General features: G+C 41.1%; 19 protein-coding genes and 1 tRNA gene. 7 read left to right on the top strand and 13 right to left on the bottom strand.

Going from position 1 to position 25,090, the window contains the following annotated elements; all coding sequences use genetic code 11:
• Position 1: 1 nt before the first annotated feature.
• The 3 genes from tusD to punR form a co-directional block, all read right to left on the bottom strand.
• Complete coding sequence (gene tusD, locus L884_RS0119135) at positions 2-391, bottom strand: sulfurtransferase complex subunit TusD (RefSeq protein ID WP_028768997.1); 390 nt, start codon at positions 389-391, stop codon at positions 2-4.
• Positions 392-448: 57 nt separating this feature from the next.
• The gene (locus L884_RS0119130) at positions 449-1,102 is read right to left on the bottom strand and encodes a Bax inhibitor-1/YccA family protein (protein ID WP_028768996.1); all 654 of its coding nucleotides are present in this window, start codon (positions 1,100-1,102) and stop codon (positions 449-451) included.
• Between the two features lie 179 nt (positions 1,103-1,281).
• On the bottom strand, positions 1,282-2,184 hold the full coding sequence (punR, locus tag L884_RS0119125) for a DNA-binding transcriptional activator PunR (RefSeq protein ID WP_028768995.1): 903 nt from the start codon (positions 2,182-2,184) through the stop codon (positions 1,282-1,284).
• A gap of 117 nt (positions 2,185-2,301) precedes the next feature.
• Between punR and punC the strand changes: the two genes are divergently transcribed.
• Complete coding sequence (gene punC / locus L884_RS0119120) at positions 2,302-3,546, top strand: purine nucleoside transporter PunC (protein WP_156925724.1); 1,245 nt, start codon at positions 2,302-2,304, stop codon at positions 3,544-3,546.
• 89 nt (positions 3,547-3,635) lie between these two features.
• Positions 3,636-3,726 (top strand) — tRNA-Ser (locus tag L884_RS0119115).
• A 282-nt stretch (positions 3,727-4,008) separates the two neighbouring features.
• Here the strand turns inward: L884_RS0119115 and L884_RS0119110 are convergent.
• From L884_RS0119110 to L884_RS0119100, 3 genes are all read right to left on the bottom strand, one after another.
• On the bottom strand, positions 4,009-7,185 hold the full coding sequence (locus tag L884_RS0119110) for an efflux RND transporter permease subunit (protein ID WP_028768993.1): 3,177 nt from the start codon (positions 7,183-7,185) through the stop codon (positions 4,009-4,011).
• Complete coding sequence (locus L884_RS0119105; RefSeq protein ID WP_028768992.1) at positions 7,182-8,378, bottom strand: efflux RND transporter periplasmic adaptor subunit; 1,197 nt, start codon at positions 8,376-8,378, stop codon at positions 7,182-7,184. The genes L884_RS0119110 and L884_RS0119105 overlap by 4 nt, the downstream gene beginning before the upstream one ends.
• A 451-nt stretch (positions 8,379-8,829) precedes the next feature.
• Positions 8,830-9,165, bottom strand: coding sequence for a PBPRA1643 family SWIM/SEC-C metal-binding motif protein (locus tag L884_RS0119100; RefSeq protein ID WP_028768991.1), 336 nt, complete (start codon positions 9,163-9,165; stop codon positions 8,830-8,832).
• A 348-nt stretch (positions 9,166-9,513) separates the two neighbouring features.
• On the opposite strand from L884_RS0119100, the gene L884_RS0119095 reads away from it, so the two are divergent.
• Positions 9,514-10,434 carry a manganese-dependent inorganic pyrophosphatase gene (locus L884_RS0119095; RefSeq protein ID WP_028768990.1) on the top strand — a complete coding sequence of 307 codons (921 nt, stop codon included), beginning with the start codon at positions 9,514-9,516 and terminating at the stop codon, positions 10,432-10,434.
• A 63-nt stretch (positions 10,435-10,497) separates the two neighbouring features.
• Here L884_RS0119095 and L884_RS0119090 read toward each other — a convergent pair whose 3' ends face one another.
• Both L884_RS0119090 and L884_RS0119085 read right to left on the bottom strand, forming a co-directional pair.
• Complete coding sequence (locus L884_RS0119090) at positions 10,498-12,885, bottom strand: Lon protease family protein (protein WP_028768989.1); 2,388 nt, start codon at positions 12,883-12,885, stop codon at positions 10,498-10,500.
• A 343-nt stretch (positions 12,886-13,228) separates the two neighbouring features.
• Positions 13,229-15,616, bottom strand: coding sequence for a U32 family peptidase (locus L884_RS0119085; RefSeq protein ID WP_028768988.1), 2,388 nt, complete (start codon positions 15,614-15,616; stop codon positions 13,229-13,231).
• 463 nt (positions 15,617-16,079) lie between these two features.
• Between L884_RS0119085 and L884_RS0119080 the strand changes: the two genes are divergently transcribed.
• Positions 16,080-17,132 carry a hypothetical protein gene (locus L884_RS0119080; protein WP_028768987.1) on the top strand — a complete coding sequence of 351 codons (1,053 nt, stop codon included), beginning with the start codon at positions 16,080-16,082 and terminating at the stop codon, positions 17,130-17,132.
• A gap of 170 nt (positions 17,133-17,302) precedes the next feature.
• Positions 17,303-17,944, top strand: a complete 642-nt coding sequence (locus tag L884_RS0119075; protein ID WP_037411210.1) for a protein disulfide-isomerase — start codon at positions 17,303-17,305, stop codon at positions 17,942-17,944.
• 368 nt (positions 17,945-18,312) lie between these two features.
• Here L884_RS0119075 and cmoM read toward each other — a convergent pair whose 3' ends face one another.
• Positions 18,313-19,110, bottom strand: coding sequence for a tRNA uridine 5-oxyacetic acid(34) methyltransferase CmoM (cmoM, locus tag L884_RS0119070; RefSeq protein ID WP_211239216.1), 798 nt, complete (start codon positions 19,108-19,110; stop codon positions 18,313-18,315).
• A gap of 344 nt (positions 19,111-19,454) precedes the next feature.
• Between cmoM and L884_RS0119065 the strand changes: the two genes are divergently transcribed.
• Entirely contained in the window at positions 19,455-19,793 is a 339-nt protein-coding gene (locus tag L884_RS0119065) for a DUF3703 domain-containing protein (protein ID WP_028768984.1), read from the top strand.
• A 346-nt stretch (positions 19,794-20,139) separates the two neighbouring features.
• On the opposite strand, the gene L884_RS0119060 is transcribed toward L884_RS0119065, so the two are convergent.
• The 4 genes from L884_RS0119060 to L884_RS22415 form a co-directional block, all read right to left on the bottom strand.
• The gene (locus L884_RS0119060) at positions 20,140-21,429 is read right to left on the bottom strand and encodes a cytosine deaminase (protein WP_028768983.1); all 1,290 of its coding nucleotides are present in this window, start codon (positions 21,427-21,429) and stop codon (positions 20,140-20,142) included.
• A gap of 10 nt (positions 21,430-21,439) precedes the next feature.
• A complete protein-coding gene (gene codB / locus L884_RS0119055; RefSeq protein ID WP_028768982.1) occupies positions 21,440-22,705 on the bottom strand; it encodes a cytosine permease in 1,266 nt (421 codons plus the stop codon).
• 596 nt (positions 22,706-23,301) lie between these two features.
• The gene (locus L884_RS22420; RefSeq protein ID WP_037411208.1) at positions 23,302-23,595 is read right to left on the bottom strand and encodes an HU family DNA-binding protein; all 294 of its coding nucleotides are present in this window, start codon (positions 23,593-23,595) and stop codon (positions 23,302-23,304) included.
• Positions 23,596-23,597: 2 nt separating this feature from the next.
• Positions 23,598-23,882 carry an HU family DNA-binding protein gene (locus L884_RS22415; RefSeq protein ID WP_037411206.1) on the bottom strand — a complete coding sequence of 95 codons (285 nt, stop codon included), beginning with the start codon at positions 23,880-23,882 and terminating at the stop codon, positions 23,598-23,600.
• A 632-nt stretch (positions 23,883-24,514) separates the two neighbouring features.
• Between L884_RS22415 and L884_RS0119025 the strand changes: the two genes are divergently transcribed.
• Positions 24,515-25,057: a fimbrial protein gene (locus L884_RS0119025; protein ID WP_028768980.1), complete on the top strand. Its 543-nt coding sequence runs from the start codon at positions 24,515-24,517 to the stop codon at positions 25,055-25,057.
• The last annotated feature ends 33 nt before the right edge of the window (positions 25,058-25,090 follow it).

Raw genomic sequence — 25,090 nt, 5'->3', positions numbered from 1 at the left:
GCTAAAAGCAAATCAGCTTATCTGACTTTTCGATCCCGCTGACTAATTCACCCAAGCCGCCCATGGTAAAAGGGGGTTGCATATTCCAATGTTGCACTTGGTTTTCGCCTGCTTCAACTTCTGACAGTACACCACGCCGTAGCGCAGCTGATACGCAATTAACAAGTGCAATATTGTATTGCTGATGTAACTCAATCCACGCTTGTTTAAGATCAAATTCATCACTGGCTGGGCTATTAAGATGATTGGTGTTCAATACGCCGTCTTGATAGAAAAAAACCTTATCAATAGTGTGTCCGCTAGCCAAAGCTGCTTTCGCGAACTGGTAGGCATTAAAACTCGCTCCATTGCCGTAAGGGGCTGAGTTGACCTGAATAATAAATTTGCTCATGGAAAAAAAAATGGCCCTGTAATAGGACCATTTTAACTCAATTAAAATTAATTGGTATTAGTCATCACCGCCAACGCCCATTAAATGTAGTAGGGCAACGAACAAGTTTAAGAAATCTAGGTATAAAGCAATCGTAGCGCGAATGTAGTTGGTTTCGCCACCATTAACAATGTTGCTTGTATCGTAAAGAATGAAACCTGTCATCAATAGCGCAATACCTGCGTTTAGTGCCATAAACACCATGCCATTACCAAGGAACAAGTTTACAAGTAAACCCACAACCATAATAACTAGGCCGGCGATTAAGAAGCCACGCATAAATGAGAAGTCTTTCTTAGTCGTAACCGCATAACCTGAAAGTGCGATGAAGATAACTGAAGTTAAACCTAACGCTTGCATGATTAACTGCGGGCCATTGGCCATGCCTGCGTAGTGGTTAAGAATGTAACCTAATGACGCACCTTGCATACCGGTAAATGCAAATACCCAGAAGATCCCCGCACTTGAATCTGATTTACGTAGAGTCACAAATAACAATACTAAACTACCGATTGATAACCCAAGTGACATCATTGGACTGATAGCCAGTGCCATTGCTAGTCCAGCACATACTGCTGAAAATGCAAGCGTCATTGAGAGTAGCATATATGTGTTTTTTAGCAGTTTATTAACCTCAACGATTGGTCTGCTATACACGGACTGTTGCGTCATATCTTTCATTTCTTTCTCCGAAGACAAATATTCTAGCTATATATTTGAGCACAAGATAACCAAGGAGTTCCCAATTACCGCAAAAACGGGCTATTCCTATATGTAAGTTATTGAATCATACAGTAGCTAAAACCAGGTATAAAGGATTTAGCCACTTAAATTAGCTAGGTTAACCTAAGTTAATCTAACCAATCCTTATGCAGTTTTTCACTATCGCCTAAATAATCAAGCACCCAAGCCATCGCCGGGCTCTTATTCGTCGCATTCCAAGCTAAGCAGCAAGGACTCTTTTTATTCGGACGTTCTAACTGCTTTTCGATAAGCGCACCGGTTTTAATAAACGGAAAGGCGAAATGCGCGGGCATATAACCCACGCCCAGACCTTCACGAAAACAGTTTATTGCTCTGATCCAATCCGGTACCACCAGACGGCGCTGATTCTCTAGCAACCATGTCATTCGTTTTGGGATCTCCCGTGAAGTGTCTTCTAGGCAAATTGAAGGATATTGTCTAAGCTCATCATCAGTGAGCGGCCTGTCAATATCTGCTAAAGGGTGGTTTTTACCTACAAGAAAACACCATTCGATTTCTCCCATGTCGCGAAAGTGGTAATCGCCACCCACAGGAATGGCTGTGGTAGCGCCGATAGCGATATCACTACGACCAGTCGCGATGGATTCCCACACACCATTAAAGACTTCGATACGGATGATAAGCTCGACGTTGTCAAAGGTGCGGTAAAAATCGGCAATCAAATTACTGATTTTGTCGGCACGGACGATATTGTCGAGGGCGATAGACAGAGTAGGTTGCCAACCATTTGCAACACGGATGGTGTCTGCTCGCATGGTATCGATATCAGTCAATAAGGCTCTTGATTGCTTAACGAAATGTTCGCCGGCGGGGGTGAGGCTCACGCTTCTGTGATGTCGTTCAAACAGCACTACACCAAGCTCTTCCTCAATTTGCTTGACTGCATAACTGACGGCCGATGGTACCTTATGCAGTTTATTAGCCGCGGCGGTAAAACTCCCAACCCGGGCTACCATATCGATGAGTTGTAACGATTGTTCTGAAAGCATACTCACATCCTGCTGTGATTTTTTTTGATAGCTAATGTGAAAAATAAACGTTTCACAGCACATTAGCAAGTGTTTACACTGCGCGACTTTATTAAATCAAGATCAGAATTTTTAATTATGAACTCACTAACAAATGTAAAATACTACATTTTTCTAGCATATCTAGCGATATTAAGCATGTTAGGCTTTATTGCAACCGATATGTATTTACCTGCATTCAAAGCAATTGAAGACACAATGGCAACTTCGCCGTCTCAAGTGGCTATGTCTTTGACTTTCTTCTTAGCAGGTTTAGCCTTAGGTCAATTGCTATATGGCCCATTAGTAGAGCGCATTGGTAAACGTAACTCACTTATATTAGGTCTTGTCCTATTCGCTGCAGCAAGCTTTTCATTAGCGGTGAGTGACTCTATTTTAGTATTTAATATTTCACGCTTTATGCAAGCGCTTGGAGCCTGTTCTGCTGGGGTTATTTGGCAAGCGATTGTGATTGAAAAATATGATGCAGAAAAAGCCCAAGGCGTGTTCTCAAACATCATGCCGTTAGTTGCGCTATCGCCAGCATTAGCACCAATCCTAGGCGCGTTCATTTTAGAATCTATGGGTTGGCAGAGTATTTTTATCGCGTTAACAGGATTAGCTGCGGTAATGATCTTATTAACAGTTTGGTTCGTTCCAGCTGAAACTAAGGCAATTAGTCACGATAAAAAAGAGATCCGTTATTTCTCTATCCTAAAAAATACCAAGTTTTTGGGTAATGTGATTATTTTCGGTGCGTGTTCAGGTGCGTTCTTTTCGTACTTAACTTTATGGCCAGTGGTGATGGAACAACATGGTTTTGACGCTACAGCAATCGGACTTAGTTTTATTCCACAAACGATTACGTTTATTTTAGGTGGCTACGCGAGCAAGATCTTAATCCGCAAACTTGGCTCAGAAAAGACATTAAAGATCCTGTTATCAGTGTTTGGTACTTGTGCTATGTCTATTGCTGTTGTGACTATCGTGATCCAGGGACTAAGTATTTTCCCTCTACTAACGATTTTCTCAGTACTAGCTGCATGTAGTGGTGGTATTTATCCGATTGTTGTTAACGGTGCTCTTCAGGAGTTTCCTGAAAACGCTGCTAAAGCTGCGGGTTTACAGAACTTCCTACAAATCAGTTTATCGTTTGGTGCTTCAAGTCTAGTGGCTATGTGGGCGACAAGCGGAGAAGTGGCAATTGGCTGGGGGATCATGATCTGTTCTTTCATCGTATTTTTGGGCTTCAAGCTACGTAACTACAAAACTTGGAACGAAGTAAGCGAAGAGATAGTCATGCCAGATCCAGCACGTATTGCTATCGAGCAGGACGACAAATAATCGAATTGTATTAATCTTGGCCAAAGAGATAAATTTATTAATTTATCTCTTTACAAGCAAATTAGACCGCTATATTATTCGCGGCGTTCGGAGAGATGGCAGAGTGGTCGAATGCACCGGTCTTGAAAACCGGCATGGGTTTGTAGCCCATCTAGGGTTCAAATCCCTATCTCTCCGCCATATTAAGAGGAAAGGCTTCTAGTTATAGAAGCCTTTTTTCGTATTGGGAAACATTTTGACCCCTAGGGTTCCTATTGTTTAAAGCCTGCTATCTCTCGGCTAGATTTAGGGCATTAGGCTACGTATTTTCATAACGTAACAAACTCTAAGGTTAACTTTTTATGTAATGAAGCTCACTTTAAAATCGAAGCATAAGTTGAAGGGCTCTTATAGTTACTGTAATAAAAGATAAATAAAAAGCCTGAGCATTGCTCAGGCTTTTAGGTACATCAATAATGTCACTTACACGCTAACCGCTTCAGTCGTTGGCGTAGGCTCTTCAACACGAGACTTACTACCTATCATACGCTTGATATCCTCTATCATTACGTACAAACATGGGATTAGCACTAAGGTAACCACAGTTGCAAACATAACACCAAAGGCGAGGGATACTGCCATTGGGATCACCATTTGTGCCTGCATACTCGTTTCAGTCATGATTGGTACTAGACCAATGAAGGTAGTTAATGAGGTAAGCAAAATTGCTCTGAAGCGTCGGCAACCGGCTTCTAGCACCGCCAACTTCATTGCCACTCCAGACTCACGAGACTTGTTAATATAATCAACCATCACCAATGAGTCATTCACCACCACACCGGCAGCTGCAATAATACCGAAAACAGACAGTGCACTTAAATCGATACCGAGTAACATATGCCCAAGCACCGAGCCAATGATGCCAAATGGGATCACTGCCATAATCATAATTGGCTGAGAATATGACTTTAAAGGTACCGCCAATAAACTGTAAATCACCAGCATAGAGATAAGGAAGTCTCTTAGCTGAGTATCAGCGCTATCAAGCTGCTCTTGAATGTTACCAGCAACCTCACTTTTTACGCGCGGGTATTTAGTTAATAACTGCGGTAAAAAGTTATCACGAATATCTTTAGCTAGCTTAAATGGTTCAGCTTGATCAGCATCAACTGAGGCCCACACATTGATAGTGCGATTACCGTTCTCACGGCGGATGCTATTCACTCCGTCTGTGACAATAATATTGGCAACTTCAGAAAGGGGGATCTCAGCCCCTTGTGGAGTTTTAATCATCACATCAGAAACCTGAGCGATAGAGTTACGTTGCTCCTCTGGATAACGCAACATCACCTTGATCTCCTCACCATTACGCAAAATGCGTTGCGCTTCTAGACCATAAAAACTATTGCCTACTTGTCGTGCAATATTGGCAAGAGTCAATCCTAAGCTATTGGCTAATGGCTTTAACTCAAACTGGATCTCCTTGGTACTCGATTGTCGGCTATCGTTGACATCACCAACACCTTTGAGGCTATTGAGTTTTGCTTTTAGCTCTTTTGCAGCAGCAACTAATTGCGCATCATCTTTGCCTTCAAGTCTGAAACTAATGTCACCATCATCGCGGCCACCACCAAATAAACTATCTTGGATTGAAAAAGACTTCATGCCCGGAATTGACGGCATATTCTTGCGCCATAACTCCGCAACCGCGAAAGTATCAATAGGACGAATTTCAGGATCAACCAGTTTGGTTCTGATCTCTGCAGCAGTTCTACCTCTAAGCTCGACTTGTAGATCTGAAATCATTTTTTGGCCGTATTCGGCTTCAATTTCAGAATCGACTTTTTTCAACGCTTGCTCAACAGCTAAAGCTGCACTTAAGGTAGAGCGTTCTGACGCATCGGTATTCATCTCAAACGAAATGCGAGGGAAATCATGGGGGATTTTTGGTTGACCAATAAAGCGCACCAAACCGCCAGTATAAAGCCCTGCACAGACAAGAATAAGACTAATAAATACCATAATAACGGTATAGCGATATTTCACTGCAACTTCTAAAGAGGGGCGGTAATACTTAACGATGAGTATTTTTAAGCCTGAATCGACTTTACCTTGTAAGAAGTTAACCAGATTACGTAGCCAATCTAATGGGTTTTTCGAACCAGGTTTTACAATGGTTTTCTGTTTCATCCGCGCTAAATGAGCCGGCAGAATAAGTTTAGACTCAATAAGTGAAAAGATTAAACATAGGATCACCACGAAACCAATTGCCTGACCAAAGGCAGAGGAAGGGCCCGTGTCTAGTGTGATTGGTAAAAACGCGGCAATAGTCGTTAATACCCCAAAGGTTGCTGGAATCGCTACCCGTTTAACTCCGCGAATAACGTTATCTATGTGCTGGCCTTTTTCCTCGCACTCAGCATGGGCGCTTTCCCCCATAACAATGGCGTCATCAACGACAATACCTAACACTAAAATAAACGCGAACAGGCTTATCACATTGATGGTAACGTCAATCATAGCTAGCGGCATGAACAGTAGGGTACCTAAAAAACACACTGGTAAACCCATCATTACCCAAAATGCTAATCTTACCCGTAAGAAGAGTGCAAGCAGGATGAATACCAACACCGCACCGCTTTTCATACTGTCGAGCATTAAATCAAGACGACCTTGAAGGTAATAAGTCATATCTACCCAAGGCTCGAGTTTTACACCTTGAGGAAGCACTTCTTGCTTATCTTTAATATAGGCTTTAACGACATCGGCAACATCGGTAAGACTTTGATCATTCGCGGCACCAATAAAGAATGTCACCGAGTTTTTACCATTGAACTTTGAGTATTGAATGCCTTCTTCAAAGCCATCGATTACCGTTGCCACATCACCCAGTAATAAAGTGGTACCATCTTCAAGAGTAATTAGTGGCAGGCTCTCAAACTCATAGCCTACATACGCTTGGTTTTGAACCCTGAGGTTGATATAGCCATTTTCAGCGCGAATTTGTCCGGCAGACATGTTGCGCGAGTAACCTCGAACCGCTTCAGCTACATCGTTAAAACTTAAACCAAATTCACGTAATCTATCTTTACTGACCTCAATGGCAATCTCATATCCAAGGCCGCCATAAAATTCAGTGATGTTGACTTTTGGCAGTTGCAGCAGCTCGTCATGAATTTTTTCACCAAGATCTTTAAGTTGCTTTTGCGATAAGTCACCGTACAGACTCATATACATGACTTCTTGACGGATCTTAATGCGTTCTACTTTTGGTCGCTCCATACCATCGGGAAAACTAGAAATAGAATCGATTTCAGATTTTACCTCTTCGAGTACAACTTGAGGATCATAGGAATCTTCGACTCTAAAATAGCCTGACGACATATTACGGTTAGAGTAGGTGATAACACGCTTAAGGCCTTGTACGCTTTCAAGTGCCTCTTCGATTTTGATAGTAATTCCTTCTTCTACTTCCTGAGGCGCTGCGCCAGGGTAGACAGCGTTAAATTCGAGCCAATTAATTTCAACAGCCGGGAAAAATTGTTTACGAATCGTGTTAGCAGTAAGCAAACCACCGATTAGGATGATAATCATCAGCAGGTTTGCAGCAACACTGTTACGTGCAAACCATGCAATTATGCCTTTATTGGTATCGATCATGACTTATCCTTCTCTTCCATCGCTAATTGGGTTGCTTTGGGAGCGTCAGATTTATCATCTGTAGAGGAGTCATCAGGCAACGCGAGTTGCATGCCTTCAAGGGGATAATCAAGTGCGGACGTAATAAGGTTCACACCTTGTTCAAGACCAGCTGAAACGATAACCTTTGCGCCGATTTGGCGCACAATTGTGATGTCTTTGTATCTTAGCTTGCCTTCACTGTCTAACGTCGCAACTTGATTATTTACCACTAAATGGCGCGGAACTTCAGCGACTAACCCTGCATGAGTGCCATCAATACTCGCAGTAACATAAGTACCATAACGTAGCTCACTGTTATCAGAATTAAGTCCGTAAGGGTCAATCACTTCAGCAACTAAATATGTCATGCGGCTAGTGTTATCTACAACACCTTCGCTACGGACAATTTTTGCAGGCCATTGCTGTTTTACACCAGCGAATTCGCCGGTTAATACCACTTGTGAATCGACGCCTTTATTATCTAAAAACTGCAACTCTTTGTCGGCTATAGGTAAACGAACTTCTGCATGATCGGTACTTAACACATTACCGATGCGAGTGCCCATGCTGACATATGAACCTAAACCAATATTCCTTGCTTCAATTAATGAGTCGTAAGGCGCTCTGATAATCGTACGTTCAAGATTTCGTTTAGCTCGTTTCAGCCCAGCTTCAGATGAATTAAGCTTAGCCACTTCTTGTGCTAACTGAGGTTTACGTAAACTCAACTCAGTTGGTACACCATTTTCAATACGTTTCCACTCTTCTTCAGCTACTTTACCAAAGGCTTTTTCTTGCACTAACGTTGCTCTGGCCGATGCCATATTAGCTTTGGCATCTATCAACGCGGCTTCATAATCACTTGGATCGATCTTTGCCAGAATATCGCCTTTTTTAACGAAACCGCCTTTAACAAAACGCTCAGACAGATAAACGATTTCACCGTTAACCTGCGACACTAACTCAGTTTCATACTTAGGATGAACCACGCCATAAGAGCTAACGGCAAAGCTCATAGGCTTAATTTCGACCGCTTCGACCGAAACCAGAGGTGTGGTATCTAACTCCTCTTTTTCTTCAGGTGGTTTTTTTAATGCCGACATGCCGACAAAGCCAGCGGCGCCGACGGCGATGACTAGGAAAGGTAAAATAATCTGTTTTTTGGTAGCCACAAACACGTCCTCTTGTTGAAGCACTCAACTCAATGCCCAAATTTTTACTACTTCAAAACGTAAAAATGAGCAAAGCTAATTATAGTTTTGACTATATGTTAATTGAATTGACTAGTTGTAACATCTCAATAATGTAAACGGGTGTGACTAACGAACAGGTTTGTAAAACTTACTAGTGTATTAACGCTGCTCTATTTAGCTTCAAAAGCCAAGGAAAGAGTTTATAACAAGCTGATTATATGACTTATTTAGATTTTGAAGACGGAAATATTATCTTAAGTAGAAAGAGTATAATTTAGCTCAACAAAAGTTAAATTTATGTAAAGCTGTCTCTGAGTTAGCTGCTAAAAGTGGAGGGGAGAAAGGGGCGAATGAAGCGACTGGCGCAAAAGTATTAATTATGAAGACAAAAAAGCCCCATTAAGGGGCTTCTTTTAAAAGTGAAATGGCATTAACCGCAACACTTTTTGTATTTTTTACCACTACCGCACACACAAGGATCGTTGCGGTTAGGCGTTTTTTCAAAGCGAGTCGTTTGTGGTCTATTTAATAAACCTTCTAATTGTACGATATTCTCACTTTGCTCAGGATCGACAGTGATCACGGCCACCAGCTTGTTATCAGCTACAATTTGACGCACTTCGGCTTCTCTTTCTGCTGTCGTCACTGTTAATGTTAATGGGCTTTCGGCTGTGCCTGCTTTTACTTCACGTTTGGTGTTGTAACCATAGCTTTCATGCTTAGGCTTTGGCGTTTTACGGCCCTTAAAAAAGAATTTGTCAGACATTGCTATGGTACTCAATCTTGAAAAAGGAAAATTCAGGGCAAGCTTATACTACAAAAACGGCTAAAGTGGTACTTAAGCTATTATTGATAGTGCTTTTTAGAACCCTTTTTCGCCATATTGTGACTTAACCAATTACTATTTACGCTGGTGGACGCTACAAGAGGTCTGTTTCAACTCGCTTTCGTGTTTATAAGGCTACGTTTAATAACCTGATAACTCACTAGAAAGCTGCTAGATTGCTCGATAAAGCGAGTTTTAGTCAATTAAGTGGATATCTTAGACATTTTGCTATTTCCGCATCCGGTAAAACTTTGTTAAAATCGGCGCAAATTAAAGGAGAGTTTTACTATGCCAGTTTATGTTGTGGGCCACAAAATCCCAGATTCAGATTCAATTTGTGGTGCTATCGCACTTGCACATTTAAAAAACCAAATCGGTGAAGCATCAGTTGCAACACGTTTAGGTGAAGTATCACCTGAAACCGCTTTCATTCTAGAAAAGTTTGGTTTTCAAGCACCTGAGCTAAAGCTTAGCTACGCTGGCGAAGAAGTGTATATCGTAGATCATTCAGAGCTAACTCAAGCACCGGATGATATTGCAGAAGCGACTATCGTAGGTATTGTTGATCACCACAAACTTGGCGATCTAACCACTTCTACACCTTTAGAGTGTTGGATCCGTCCTGTAGGTTGTAGCAATACCGTCATCAAAATGATGTACGACTTCCACAACGTAGAGATCCCGAAAGATATCGCAGGCATTATGCTTTGCGCAATTTTAAGCGACACAGTGATTTTCAAATCACCAACTTGCACGACAGCAGACATTAAGTGTGTTGAAGCGCTAGCTGAAATTGCTGGTGTTGAAGACTACAAAGCATTAGGCATGGAAATGTTTAAAGTTAAGTCTGCAGTTGAAGGTACGCCAGCTCGTGATCTAGTGATGCGTGACTTTAAAGACTTCAACATGAACGGTAACTTAGTAGGTATCGGTCAATTAGAAGTTATCGACCTATCTGTGTTTGACGACATTAAAGCAGAGTTAGAGGCTGATATCGCTGCACTTAAGGCTGAAGGTAATCGTCACAGCGTACTATTGTTATTAACTGACATTATGAAAGAAGGTTCAGAAATGCTAATCGTCAGCGACGATGTAGCTAAAATTGAAAGTGCTTATAACTGTAAGTCAGAAAACAACAAAGTGTGGTTAGACGGTGTTCTAAGCCGTAAAAAGCAAGTTGTACCGCCATTACAAGACGTTTTTGCTTAAACTAAGCGAACCGAATTGAATAAAAAAGCCGAACTCATGTTCGGCTTTTTTGTTGGCTGTTGACTATTGCTTTGGGTTTTTATCACGTAAACCGTTTAATCTTGCTTGCGCTAACCCAAGGATACTATTCTTTGGATATTGCTCTTTAGCGTTAACAGCGCCGACCTTTAGATCCGTTAACAGCTCAATCGCCTGATTAACATGACTAATGGCCCAGATATGAAATTTTCCTTTTTCTACCGCATCGACAATATCTTTGCGAAGCATCAAGTTATGTACATTTGACTGCGGAATTATCACACCTTGGCTATCTTTGCGGCCGCGGATCTTACACACATCAAAGAAACCTTCAATTTTCTCGTTAACTCCGCCAATAGGTTGAGCTTCACCAAATTGATTCATAGAGCCGGTAATAGCGATATCCTGCCTTAGCCCGACACCAGCAAAAGATGACAACATGGCGCAGAGTTCTGCCATGGTTGCACTATCACCATCAACACCGCCATATGATTGCTCAAAAGTGAGGTGAGTCGATAATGGGATCTTATCCGTTTTGCCTAAGATTGAAGCAATATAAGCGGTTAGGATCATCACTCCTTTAGAGTGAATGCTGCCACTGAGTTCTACATTACGTTCAATATCAAACACTCGCCCCTCACCAAAAGAAGTTGTCGCGGTGATCCGGCTAGGTGCGCCAAACTGGTAATCTGTTGTAGACATAACCGAAAGTGCATTGACCTGACCAACCGTTGAGCCAGATGTACTAATGAGAGTTGTGCCATTAACAAAACTCTGCATAAAATCATCTTTAGCGCGACAGATCCGCTTTTCTTTATTGGCAAGGGCCTGCTCGACATGACTTAAACGGATCATATTGGCGTTGACCGAGCGAGCACAATAATTGGCTTCCCTTAATAGGTTAGCGATATCGACAGAATGCAATGACAACATGTTTTGATCGTCAGCTTGACGCGAGCTAAATTCAATTACGCGTGCAATCGCTTTTTTATCACAATGGAGCATTTTGTTGCTGTGAATTATGCTGGAAATAAACTGCGCATATTGCGCTTCTGACTTATCAGTACGTGGCATTTTATCTTCAAAGTCAGCAGTAACTCTGAATAATTCAGTAAACTCTGCATCATACTGTTGCAAAAGTTTGTAAGTAGCAAAATCACCAAATAATATGATTTTCACATCCAGTGGAATAGCTTCAGGATCCAGCGATATTGTGCCCGATAAGGTCACCTCACGCTCTAGCGAGGTTAGGCTAAGTTTGCGAGATCGCAGTGCACGCTTAAGCCCATCCCAAACATAAGGGTGCTCAAGTACTTTAACTGCATCAATCATGAGTACACCGCCATTTGCTTTATGCAAACTGCCGGGACGGATCAATGAAAAGTCAGTAAATACCGTGCCTTTGTACGTTGCATTTTCGACATAGCCGAAAATGGTGTGATAGTTTGGCGTTTCCTCAACAATAATAGGCTGCTGCTGCGATGTTTGAGAAACTAACACGTTGATTTGATAGCGCCTTGGCATCTTCTTCGACATTGATGCATAGGCGAGGGCAGCTTGCTCTTCGCTTTCTTCTAAGAAGATATCGAGATTGTCCAAAATGTCTTTATGCATCGCTTTTAGATATGCCTTAACATTTGGATGGTCTTTATATTGCTCTTTTAACGCATCAAACACATGTGCCAACACTCCGTCAGCGACTTGTTCATCATGCTTTTGTTGCTTCTCAGCGTATTCTTCTTCCCATACGGTAATTTGACGCACAATCCCTCGCAGTTGTGCTTCAAATTTTGAGATTGCCACCTGCATATCGTCTTGTTCTTTTGCAGACAACGCTAAATAGCTTTCTTCCGAATGAGGTTCTTCGCCATTTAGTGCAACCAGTTCATAATTTCCCTGTGGAGAAATCGTCAAGCCAACGTGGTGACGCTTTGCTTCTTCGGTTAACAGCAATAGCGCTTCTTCTTGCTTGGCAGCAAGCTGATTCTTAAGTTTATCAGCCCGGGTATAATACATTTCGTTATCAAACGCCAAGGGCAGTGACTTAAGCAGCTTAGCCATCAACTTTTCGATATCTTTTTTAAAGGTCAATCCCAGACCAGCCGGTAGTTTTAACACTTTAGGGCTGCGGGTATCATCGAAATTGACTACGTAACACCAATCATAAAGTGTCCGACCGTTACTATTTGGAGCTTGTCTGTTTAAATGACGCAGCACCATAGTGCGTTTACCTAGGCCATTTCTGCCTAACGCATAGATGTTGTAGCCTTTCTCTTTCATAGAGAGCGCAAATTCAACGGCTTGCTGCGCTCGAGCCTGACCAACAATTTCGTCAAGTGGTTCAAGATGTTTGGTTGACTTACAGTCTGAAGATAATTTTTTTAGCGCTGAGGCGCGATACAGCTTACTGCTGTTGAGAGGTTTTATTGGCATAATACATCCTCCTGATGACTGTCAATAATTCCACTCTATACCAGTTAATGGCAATATTTCGTGTTTTTTTACTAAGCGGGGTATTTTTAAGCTAAAACAGGGTTTGTTTGCGCAATAATTAAGCAAAACCCTGCGATTATAGCTTTAACTTGAAATCAAACAGTTTAACTTTGCCCATATTTATTTAGAAAAAACAGAATCTAAGCGCAGTTAACACAAGCTAAAACAGAATAGCGACTTAATGCCGCTATTCCTGTTAAATCAGTTTGCCAAAAGCTGTCTAAATCGATCAAAGCCGATAGCGATTGCTTTCAATAGTTTGTTAGCAATTTTTTGTTAGTTGCTACAACCCTTTTAAGTATTGGGCTCGGGTCGTGTTAGTCACTAAGCTGTTCAGTAATGCAAGGTCGACAGCTTCAGTAGCGGTTAATTGCTTGATGATAATTAATAAGCTATCTAGCACATTAGTTTGCCACTCACTTTGTGTTCGCACTGCGCGTAAATCTATTAATACTGAGTCAAACTTAGGCTTAAGATCTACCAACACCTGTGGATTATAGAAGTGCTGCTCGCTATAAAGCGCATTGTACTCACCGCGCTTTTTGTCGATAACAAACCCTTCATTATCTAGCTTGTTAATCAGGGTTTGCTTTTTACACACAGTTAAACATTCTTGGTCCATCACAGATTTTCGGCAACCTGACGATTGTAAAAACAGACATTGGCGGCTAACCATTAACATCAATGGGTGGTAAATGCTGTAGTGTAAACTAAAATCCCGAGGTGGTTTAATCGCTTTAAGCTGCTTGCAATTAAGTTCATTTGATAAAAATGCGCCACTACAACCTTGTTGCTGCAAACTATAGAGGCTCAGCGAGTTGCTGATGTTTAGATAGGGGCCAGCGATCCAATCAATGCCAAGCTCATTTGCAAGCACCCCCACGCCAGTGTTGTTGGTGACTATCTGTTTTGGCCGAACACTTTCTAAGAAGGCTTTTGCCGCAACGAGATCCCGTTCCATAATAACCGCACCAAACCAAGGAATGAGATCGGGCTGTTGCTTAAATATCCACATCAGCTTATCACTATGTGCGGCTATAGCATCTGGGATCAGGTAATAAGCAAAGATAGACAGAGTAGGGCTATGTTGCAATTTAGCTTGCTGCTTAAGGTTATCAAGCAACACTAAATCTTGGCGATTAGTTAATAATAGCGCCAATTTAGCATGCTTAGCGGCTACATTTTGCGATCCTTGGGCAGACTCGGCTTGATCATTGACGCAATCTTTCAAACTTAATCTGGCGCGAACCTCTTTTAAGCTCACGGGCTCAACCGGTAATCTACCTTGATTTAAGCCGATCAGGATTTGCTGCCTCATCTCTGACACTTCTTTAAAAGGCACGAATAATGAAGCTTGTAGCTGATCAAAATTTAGCTCAGCCAGTTGATATTCAGAATTGTTTAACCCCTGAAAACGCTTAGTCAGCTCTTCTACGGTTAACGCGTATTTGTCAGACTCGCTCAATATAGAGTGAGAAGTTACCGTAAATTCACGGCATTGAGGTTGCAGATCTAAACTGTATTTATGTTCGCGAACTTGCACACGGATCGCAAACTGTTGACCAAGCTTACCACTGATTAATAAGCTGACTGCAGGTTTAGCTAAACTCAACTGGGCGATCTGCTCACCAACACCCTCAATAATCTGGGTTTTCTCATCATAAAGCGCTTTTTTTACATTAACAGCAGGTGCTAAGCCGACTGTAGCAAGCCCGTTTGCTGGCGCTAGTGAAGTGATTTTACTAAAGTGTTGCACGGCATGATCACGAGGGTTGTCGATATACATGCTCTTACCAATGGCCCCCTGTAGATAACCATTAGAAAAATCTCGATTGAACACAGTAAACAGCGGCTTTTTATCACTGCTGATCTGTAATCCATCCCGTAAGCGATTTATTTGATTACGCCAGGTTTCGATGACTCGATGTACATAATGATATTTCTTAATTCGGCCTTCAACCTTAAGGGAGTCCGCCCCAGCAGCATAAAGTGCAGCCAAATCGGCGTAGGCTGAATTATCTTTTAGATTTAATGGGTACTGCGCGCCTACTTTTGTGGTTTGGTATTGATCTCGGCAAGGTTGGCTGCAACGACCACGGTTACCAGAGTTGCCGCCATATGCTGAACTAAAATAGCAAACACCAGAAAAGCCAATACAGTTAGAACCATGTACAAACACCTCTGTCAGCATATTCATACTATGGGCTTTATCTGACATCAGCTTAATTTCTTCAAGGTTTAATTCACGGCATAGATTAACCCGAGACGCACCTAAATTGGCTAAAAACGTTAGCTGCCCGGTATTGTGGGTGGTAACTTGGGTAGAAGCGTGAATGTCTAAGCTTGGGTAATGCTGCTTTAATAAGTAGAACAGCCCTAGATCTTGTACAATAACCCCATCAATTGCGGTATTTGCCAGTTGGTTTAATAACTTAAGTAGTGCGGGTAACTCGTGCTCTAACACAATAATATTTAATGTTAGAAACAACTTACAACCATGTTTATGGGCAATACGTAGCAAGCCATGTAATTCTTCGAAACTTAAATTCTCTGCCCGGGTACGGGCATTAAAGCTGTTTAGACCGCAATACACAGCATCGGCACCCGCAATGATCGCCGCTTTAATAGACGCAATGTCACCACCGGGGGCGAGTAATTCAAGATCTTTCATATTATTCCTAAACACGGGCAGCTAACTTATTGGAAAGCAGTGTGGCAAAACAGGTATTTCGCACGAAGTTTTTAAAGACAAGGCGTACATTGTATGAATAAGCCGAAGTCTTATCTATGTCAGCAAAATCTATTTTTCTAAACTATGACACTGATCCACAAGCAAACATCAAACAGTTAGCTAGTCAACTGAGAGAGTCCATTAGGATATCGAATCCAATATTGCGGTTTTATCGTATTTAGTTACACATCATCAGGCGAGGTAAACAGAGTAAAATGTTTGGTTTTTCTGGTATTAAAGCCAATTGGTTAGCATTAATACAATTTATGCTGGATTTATACGCATAAGATCGTAGACATTAGTTTTTTTAAAGAGTATTCATCTGGATTAGTGTAAGCTAAATGTTCTTGTTCTCAAGTAATTACTACTCGGAATATCATCTGTTTTCACTTAGAAGTCCACTATGTTTTACAATCAAAATCTCACTGAACGTTTCCCTAAAGGTCGATTTGCTATGTGGAGCGTTTATAGCTTTACTGGCGCTTCAATTTTAGCTTCGATAATTTTTTCATTACTGCTGTTCTTATCCATTGATGATGATCCAGTTATGCAACTGCTATTTGGTGGCTTAGCTGTGATATTCGAATTAGGTAAATTCTTTGCTTGGTATGAAGTCGGTGAGCGATACGCACGTAAAAACATATTTGGCATGTTTTCCGCGTTGGGTTTTTACGCCGTACTTGCGGCCATTTCAATTGGTGGTTCAATTGGCGGTATTAACAGTGCTACCAACAAAGCTCAAGAACATGTGCAAGTGCAGCAAAGTAAAATTAACGCATTCAACATGCAAATTGCCGCTATTGATAAGCAAATTGAGCTTAATAATGTAGCCGCAGAAAAATACATTCAGATGGAACGTATCGCCACAGGTGTTACGCGCATCCAAAAAGAAAACAATATTCTCCGTGAACAGCAGCAAAAACTAGCAATGCAACGTGATAACATACCGGTTGTAAGTCAAGGTTCTATTGTTGGCTTAATTGAGAGTTTAGCGCAATCTCTTAATATTAAAGCAGAAACGGCTCAACTAGGGCTGGTGGTATTTTTATCAATACTGTTAGATTTCTTTGCCGCATTTTTCGTCGGTTTGATTGGTGAAGAAAACCGATTTAGACAAAGATTCAAACAACAATCACAACAGCTTGAGCCAATTACTCTTGATGCTTATCGTCGCTTACACAGTGAAGGGACAGATTATATTCCACATTTTGAGCCTAAGCAGTTGCCTGAAGCAGAACCTAAGACAATGTACGAACAAGTGATTGATGTGTTAGCTGATAAACGTGTCAATTGCACTAAACGTGCAGTAAGCCAATATTTGGATATTAGCGCTGAAGAGGTAGATGAGATTTTTGCTAAGATGTTTGCCGCAGGCGTGGTAACCAAAAAACCGAATAATCACTATCAATGGCACGGCGTGACAGCCGAGATGAGCAATAACACTGAGCCAGCCTAAGACTTAGCGATTAAGTTAAAGTAAACCTTTTAAAGGAAGCCAATATCTAGGCTTCCTTTTTTTGTGTCTTTTTGCTGCAAAATTAAACGCACCAGTGTATTTGCTATTTGAATAAATTCGATAAAGCACTTAGGATCGCAGCATCGTAAAAACCAACAAGATTTCAGTAAATGCCAGCTAATCAGAAAGACAAACATCAAGATCCGTTAACGCTTTACTTCATTTATGACTCACACTGCCCGTGGAGTTATGCGACCACCCCGGTGGTTGCTGAACTAATCAATGCTTTTGAGTTTTCAGATCTGCATTTACTACATTGTGCTCACTTTAACGGCTCTGACGCACCTAAAAAAGCGCAAATAGAGCAGGTGAGTAAGCTAAGTAAAGTGGTTTTTGGTGACAACTACTTAACCCAAAATAAGCAAAAAGTATCGTCAATCAAAGTCGCTAACTTCATGTCTTGGGTACAGTCTAAACAAGCAAGTAAAGAGTTTGAATTACTCCAGGTGATCCAGCAACAGCATTTTGTTGCTGGCAACTCATTTGAAACTCGCGCCGATTTTGACAAGCTTATCAACCAATACAAGCTTTCACCTTCAAATAAGGTATTTAAAGATGCACTTAGTCACGAAGCGGAGAGTGTATTAGCTGGTATTGCAGAAATTGGTGAAGCAATTGGTACGAATGCATTTCCGGTATTAGTGATGACATCCGGTGATCAAGCAATCTTTATCGATCACTCGCAACATCTATCGGCTCCAGAGGGTGTCGTGGCAGCTGTTCGCAAAGAGTTAGCGGCATTAGAAGGCTAACCACTTAAGTCTGTAATTGAATAACCTTGCCTTGCTATGGTTCAAGGTTATTCAATAGGCTTACTATAAAAACCGCCTAAAGTTAGTTGTAGCAGATCCTAACTAACGCTACATAAAACACCACTAAACCAAACCACTTGAGTATCAACAACGTATCGAGCATGCAGTCACCTCTTAACAATTAATCCCACAATCATTAGCGTTCACTTGGTATAACGCCAAGTATCGAACTTATCGCATACTAGTTTGTGGGTTAAATTGTTAAACGCCTTCTAGGTAACCCTTATTAACTAGCCGATATCTGGTCTTTTTTTACCATAGCAAACATAGGTTAATCCCAGCTTAATAGAGCTGGTAATTTTTGATTATTACACTGCTTTTTTACGCGCATATACATGGATATAGCGCCCTAAAGATAAAAAAGGTTCTTGGCGACAAAGTTTTTGTTCCATGGCGACAATTTCTTCGAAACTAAAGTGGCCCATATCGTGGTTTTGCATATAGTCATGAAAAGTGCGTACGCCTGTTTTACCCAAGATCTCAAAACCTGCCTGCTGCAAACACTGATAAACTAACTCAGGTTTAATGCCTTGCTGTGGTTGTAACTTAAACCTTTTGCGGTGGGGCATACCTTGTTCAATATGTTTCAAATTGCCGCAGATCAGGTTTTTAAACAATAAACCGTTATAGTTGTAAAACATCACCGAAATGATGCCGCCGACTTTAACCTGATTACATAAACTGTTCAGTGCTGCAAGCGGCTCTGCTAGCCACTCCATTACCGCATGAAATAACACTAAATCAACGGCACCCTCTAAGTGTTCGGCAACCTGTTGCACCGGACTATGAATGAATTGAAAGCGTGATAGTAAGTTATTTTGAGCGATATCTTGTTTTGCTAGTGATAGCATTTCACTGGATAAATCACATAAGCTTACCTGATGACCAAGTGTTGCAATTTTCTGTGATAACTGGGCTAAACCACCACCTGCATCGAGTACTGTAAGTGCCGCTTTGTGATTATCATCAGGCTGTAACTGCTGCAAAATAGCTTCAATATCTTGCCAAACAACGGTTTGTCTTATTTCGCCTTTTGCTGTGCCATAAATACTTGCAGCAAATTTATGGGCTAAGTCGTCAAAATTTCTATCTTGTTTCACTGCCATCTTCTTTCGTTATACATTTGCGAGGGCTTTATCAGTCGCAAAAACAACTGGCCAAAAGCCACTAAAATCCACGGCCGCGGATTTTCTCATAGCAGGCGTATAATTAACATCTTCGAATGCTTAAATAGCGAAACGACACAAAATAAACTGTTATGAGTGCAAACAAAGAGGTGATAAACTCAATCCAGTTATCACGCAAGGATTGCATAAATATCTACACCGATGCATAAAAGTTAAAAATATCTCGGGATTATAGTTTTTACCATTCATATTTAACGCCTGTTTATGCAAAAAGCATTTGTTGAATACAACCCCCAGTTAATAATGAATCTAACGGAGAGCACGTGCACCAAAAACTAAAAAATGCCTTTGACTCTGAAATGCAGCAAGCCATTGCACAGTACCAACAGCATAAACTGGAGGACGCATTTTATCATTTAGAACGAGCACATATTCTCGGCCAGTCTTACACCTTGGCTCATACTCGCACTCATTGGTGGATGCTCAAAGTTGGTTGGCAACAAAGATCGCCTAAAGAGGTGTTTGGTCAATGCAGCCGCATAGTTGCTTCGGTTATATTTTCGAAAATTTGGGTGCCTTTAGGAAATACAGGTGGGACTAATGTTAATCCGCTAAAGCCTATGCCAATTCCAAAGGATCTGCAGAACAGTTTAAAACCCTAGCTGCAAGCAGCCTATAGGGTTTCAGAGGTAAAAAATGGTCGCGAATATTGCACAAGATCTAGTGATCCAAGTAAGCTGCCTACTTCTGCGTTGATTAGCTTTATAAGGGAACAACCATTATTGCAGCTATTCGCCTTGAATTAGTTTGCCAAAAACCGCTCTGAGTTGAGCAAATTCTTGTACTGATTGGTATTACCAATCATTAGGCTTTGAGCGAGCAGGGCAAACCGTACCAATGTGAGTTTATGCTGGCAAAGAGCATTAATAAAAAGGTCCATAACCTCGTGCTGATCAGAATAATCATTTAAGGTTATGGACCGATTTAGTTTGTAAACTCTATCTGTATTTAACGACGGAAAGTCACGTCTTCTACATCAGTTAAGTGGATCTGAGTTTGGGCAATTTTAGTTTCAGCCAACACCTTACCTTGACGTACTGAGTAGCGTACAGGCACTTGGCGACGTACTGCATCAAAGCCATTATCGGCAGGCAATACCAACAAGTTGCCCGGCTTACCTATTTCAATGCCGTAGTTGTCTTGAATATTCAAAGTACGAGCAGACTTAGTCGTAATTAACTCTAACGAATTATTGATCTGCTCGTAACCCATGATTTGGCAAACATGTAATCCCATGTGCAGAACCTGCAACATATTAGCTGTGCCCAGTGGATACCAAGGATCAAAAACGTCATCATGACCAAAACAAACGTTAATATCAGCAGCTAGCATCTCTTTAACACGGGTAATACCGCGGCGTTTCGGGTAATCATCGAAACGACCTTGCAGATGAATATTCACCAGTGGGTTTGCCACAAAGTTGATACCAGACATTCCAAGCAAGCGGAATAAACGCGAAGCATAAGCACCATTGTAAGAATGCATCGCCGTTGTGTGGCTAGCGGTTACACGCTCACCCATATTGTATTTATGAGCAAGCGCTGCAACGGTTTCAACAAAGCGTGATTGTTCGTCATCGATTTCATCACAGTGCACATCAATCAAACGATCGTACTTACGTGCAAGTTCGAATACGTAATGTAGCGATTCAACACCATATTCACGGGTAAACTCAAAGTGAGGAATAGCACCAATAACGTCAGCACCCAGTTTTACCGCTTGTTCAAGTAACTCTTTACCATTTGGGTAAGACAAAATACCTTCTTGTGGGAAAGCCACAATCTGGATATCAACCCAAGGTTTCATCTCTTGTTTTACTTCAAGCATGGCTTTAAGTGCAATAAGCGTAGGATCAGATACATCAACATGGGTACGAACATGCTGAATACCGTTAGCGATTTGCCATTTAAGAGTTTGCTTTGCACGTGCTTTCACATCTTCAATCGACAACATCGACTTACGCTCAGCCCAGCGTTCAATGCCCTCAAATAAGGTACCTGAAATATTCCAGCTTGGTTCACCTGCAGTTTGGGTTGTATCTAAGTGTACGTGTGGCTCACAAAATGGAGCAACCGCCATTCCACCTTCACCATCAATAACTTGAATTGACTCAGCATGTTCAAGTTTAGTGGTCATTGGGCTAATAGCCGTGAATTTGCCGTCTTCAATCAACAATTGTTGCAGGCCTTCGTGACCGTTAAGTGTCACATTTTTAATCAACATACTTGCTGATGACATGGTGGTTTCCTTATGCATTGGTTGCATTGTTACAATCTGATTTAACTGCTTGCTGACGTGTCACACGTTTTAGCAGTTCGTCAATTAATAGGTAGCTAACCGCACCGGCTAATACCGCATTGATAGGTACTATGCCTGGTAGTAGGTGGCCAGCCAGAACGCCAATAATTACGCCTGTTATGGCGGCCCAATTGACGCTGGAAAACTTAGCGTGAGTAAAATCTTTATATTTGTCACGGTTACGCAAGTAATCCGCAATGATGATGCCACCGATTGGAGGAATGGCAGCAGATAAGAAGGTCAGCCAACCAACAAAGTTATTATATAGCCATAGTGCGCAAAGCGTGCCAATAACACCGTTAAAAATTGACAAGTATTTACTTGGCAAACCAGTAATGTTTGAAAACCCTAAGCCCGAGGCATAAAGTGCATTGTCGTTAGTAGTCCAAATATTAAGACCCAAAATAATAATTGCCGGGATCAGTAACCCTTGTGCCATCATCACTTCAGAAATATCAGCTTGACCGGTGGCAGCCGCGCCCGCAGCGCCAAAGACAAACATTAATGAGTTACCAATAAAAAACGCAAACATGGTGACAAATACAGCTGTTTTTGGATTTTTACCGAAGCGCACAAAGTCAGCCGTCAACGTACCGGCCGAGATAAATGAACCGACTACTAGTACCAACGCGGTATTAAATCCAATTGGGGTTTCTGGCTCTACTGCCATTAAACCTTGCATTCCGCCCATTGAATCGACAGCCTGAACCACAGAGAAGCCACCGAACAGTGCAATAGCTGGCACGGCAACTGCTGAAAGGATCATAATGGCACCAATGCCGAAGTAGACAGTTAAGGTCATTAACAGACCAGAAATGATGATCAGTAGATTAGTGTCAATGCCAGTGGCTTTTTGAACTGGAATTGCAAACATTGCCACACCAACACCAAACCAACCAACTTGAGTGCCACCAAGAAGTAGCGAGGGTAACCATGAGCCTTTGAGGCCGAAAGAGTAACGAGCGAGGAGGTGAGTTGAAAGCCCTGTTTGGGCGCCGATATAACCGAGGAAAGAGGTATAAATACCGAGAATTAAATTACCAATGAGAACCGCAAGAACAAAATCATTAAAAGAGAGGCCAGTACCGAGTGTGCCTCCTGTCCACATACTCGCTGAAAAAAAGGTCAAACCTAACATAACCATTGTTAGGGATAACACACCTTTACGTGCCGAAATAGGCACAGGGCTTAAACTATAATTATTATCGCTTGCCATTTATTGTCCTTGGATTAAATAAAGAAAATACACGGCTTACCAGGTGAGCAATCAACACAAAAAGGGTGCTTAGGTACTGCATTTCAGGCAAACGGCGCGTATTTTAGTGACAACGAATACAGAGTCAAGCAAATAACTGCCAGCGATTACAAATCAATACAGCTGTATTTTTAAAGTGAATAATAATGGTGACTTTAGTTTCTTCTACTTTACATCTTTCATCTTGTAACTTAACCAAATACTCCCATTAACCGTAAGTTTTGACCAACCCAGTTAGTATAATCAGTCAGCTCAGCACTTCTGCCGCTCAAGTTCAAACTAATGCTTAATGCTGACATTGATTTATATAAAGTCGCAATTCCTGAGTAATCACCGTCAAGGTGATTGCTTATACTGTTCAACGAATTTTTCAGCATCCGATACATTCAAAAAATACATGTTTAATCGGTTTTTTCCATGAATGATAACCGCTTCAGAGTCGCAACAGTTAATCATCCATAGCCATCTTTTAACTTGTTTTTTAGTTGGCATCTGATTTAGACCAAAAGCCTTATTGTCGATTGACATTACCTCAACCCTCAATTGTGCGTAAGTCTTTAGTTATCGTCGATATACCTAATAGTGCTTCTCACGGGAGTAAACCTAGGCACTGACTTGTGCTTTGTTACCACTTTTTCCCCGGTTAATGGATTACGGCTTTCATAAGGCAAAACTTTAGTATATTTAACCGAGCCAAAGCGCTTAATCACGATGCGGTTTTGAGCGCTAATGTTGTCGATAAAAAAATCTCGCGTCGCTTTTACAATGGTTACGGCATCGTTTTGCGCGATGTTAAATCGTAATGCCAGACGTTCAGCAAGTTCGGCAATCGACACTTTGTTGTTCAACATATTCATATTTCCTTTTTTCTGAGTTTTTTAACAAAGGAAAACACAATGCGTTTTCTAGCTCGAATCGTATGCAAATCTCCGGTTTTAGGGTTGCGACCAACTCTCGCTGTTTTCTCTACCTGCTTTAATTGCCCCAAATTTGTTAAGTGAACAGGTCGTCCTGACATAGCAAGGCAAAGCATGTCATCTAACAAGTGATCACTCATCTTGTCTATTTGCTCATTAGTGTAGCCGTCAAGTTGATTACAAATATATTCAATTAAATCTTGGCGATTTTTATTAACCATGCTCCCTCCTTGGCTAAAGTCTTAACTATTTAAATAATAAAAAAGAAATGTTTTATATATCGAGTTAGATAAGTAAAATTAAAATCAGAACAGAAGCGCCTTATGAACCCAACCTCTGTTACATTAAATAAAAGCAAGCTTGTTCATTTAAAGCGCTGTAATTATTAAACTATCTGACTCGGAGGCTGAATTTCAACAAATTAATAGTTATTTATTATTAATATCATTAATAATTTATTAAAAGCACATCAATACAAGAGTAATAATTAATGTGATTAGTTTATACAAAAATACACTTTTAAAGGGTGACTATTACCCGTTATAACACGACATATTAAATGCATTTCAAATGTTCTACACCGGTGTAGATGAACAGTCCTCTACCACAAAACTAGCAATCAGACACAAGCAAATTTGGCGAAAAAATCCAAAGCCATTAACTGACCATCAAATGGAAATTAGGATAATTAACAACTTATAACAACATTTTACTATACGAACGATACCTCGGAAATCTTAAATTAAAAGAGCAGCGATTTAGGTTGCAATTTATGCCTATCTAGCAGTTATAAGACCTCTATTTAATTGTTTAGGTAGATAACTAAACCTTAATTTAACCAGATGGTGGATATATGAAGAACTTAACAAAGCTTTCGTTTATTTGTTTAACGGTGGCCTCAACAGGGTTACTACCAGTAACTAGTTATGCCGCTCCAAACGACATTACTTTTATAGGAGAAGTCAACGCTAATACCTGTGCAGTAGATATTAATGGAGATGCTGCTAGCCCCGTGGTGTTAATGCCTACGGTATCTACAGCTGATCTAGCTAGTTTTGGCTCAGAGGCTGGCGTTACCGAGTTTACTGTCAATATTAATGGCTGTGATGGTAGCGTTAATTTTACTGCAGGAATGGTATTTACAGGCATGGATAATGGTGTCGGAAACCTGTTAAATACTGGTACGGCTGGCAATGTTGCAGTGGCCCTAACTAAGGATGGTGGAGCAAACTTCGATTTTAGCTCTGGTAGTTATCAAGATGCCAGTGCCTTTATGATAACGGCACCTGTTACCTCGGGTAGTGAAGTCTACCAAGCAAAATATCGTTCTGATCTAGGTAGTGCTACGGCTGGTACGGTTATCGCCACGGTGAATTATGCCATTACTTATTACTAAGTATTTATTAACTATCTATTTTTTAGCCAGTAA

Source organism: Shewanella fidelis ATCC BAA-318 (assembly GCF_000518605.1).
Lineage (GTDB): Bacteria > Pseudomonadota > Gammaproteobacteria > Enterobacterales > Shewanellaceae > Shewanella > Shewanella fidelis.
Note: the sequence above shows the minus strand (reverse complement) of the source record. Positions and strands in the feature narration are given on the sequence as shown.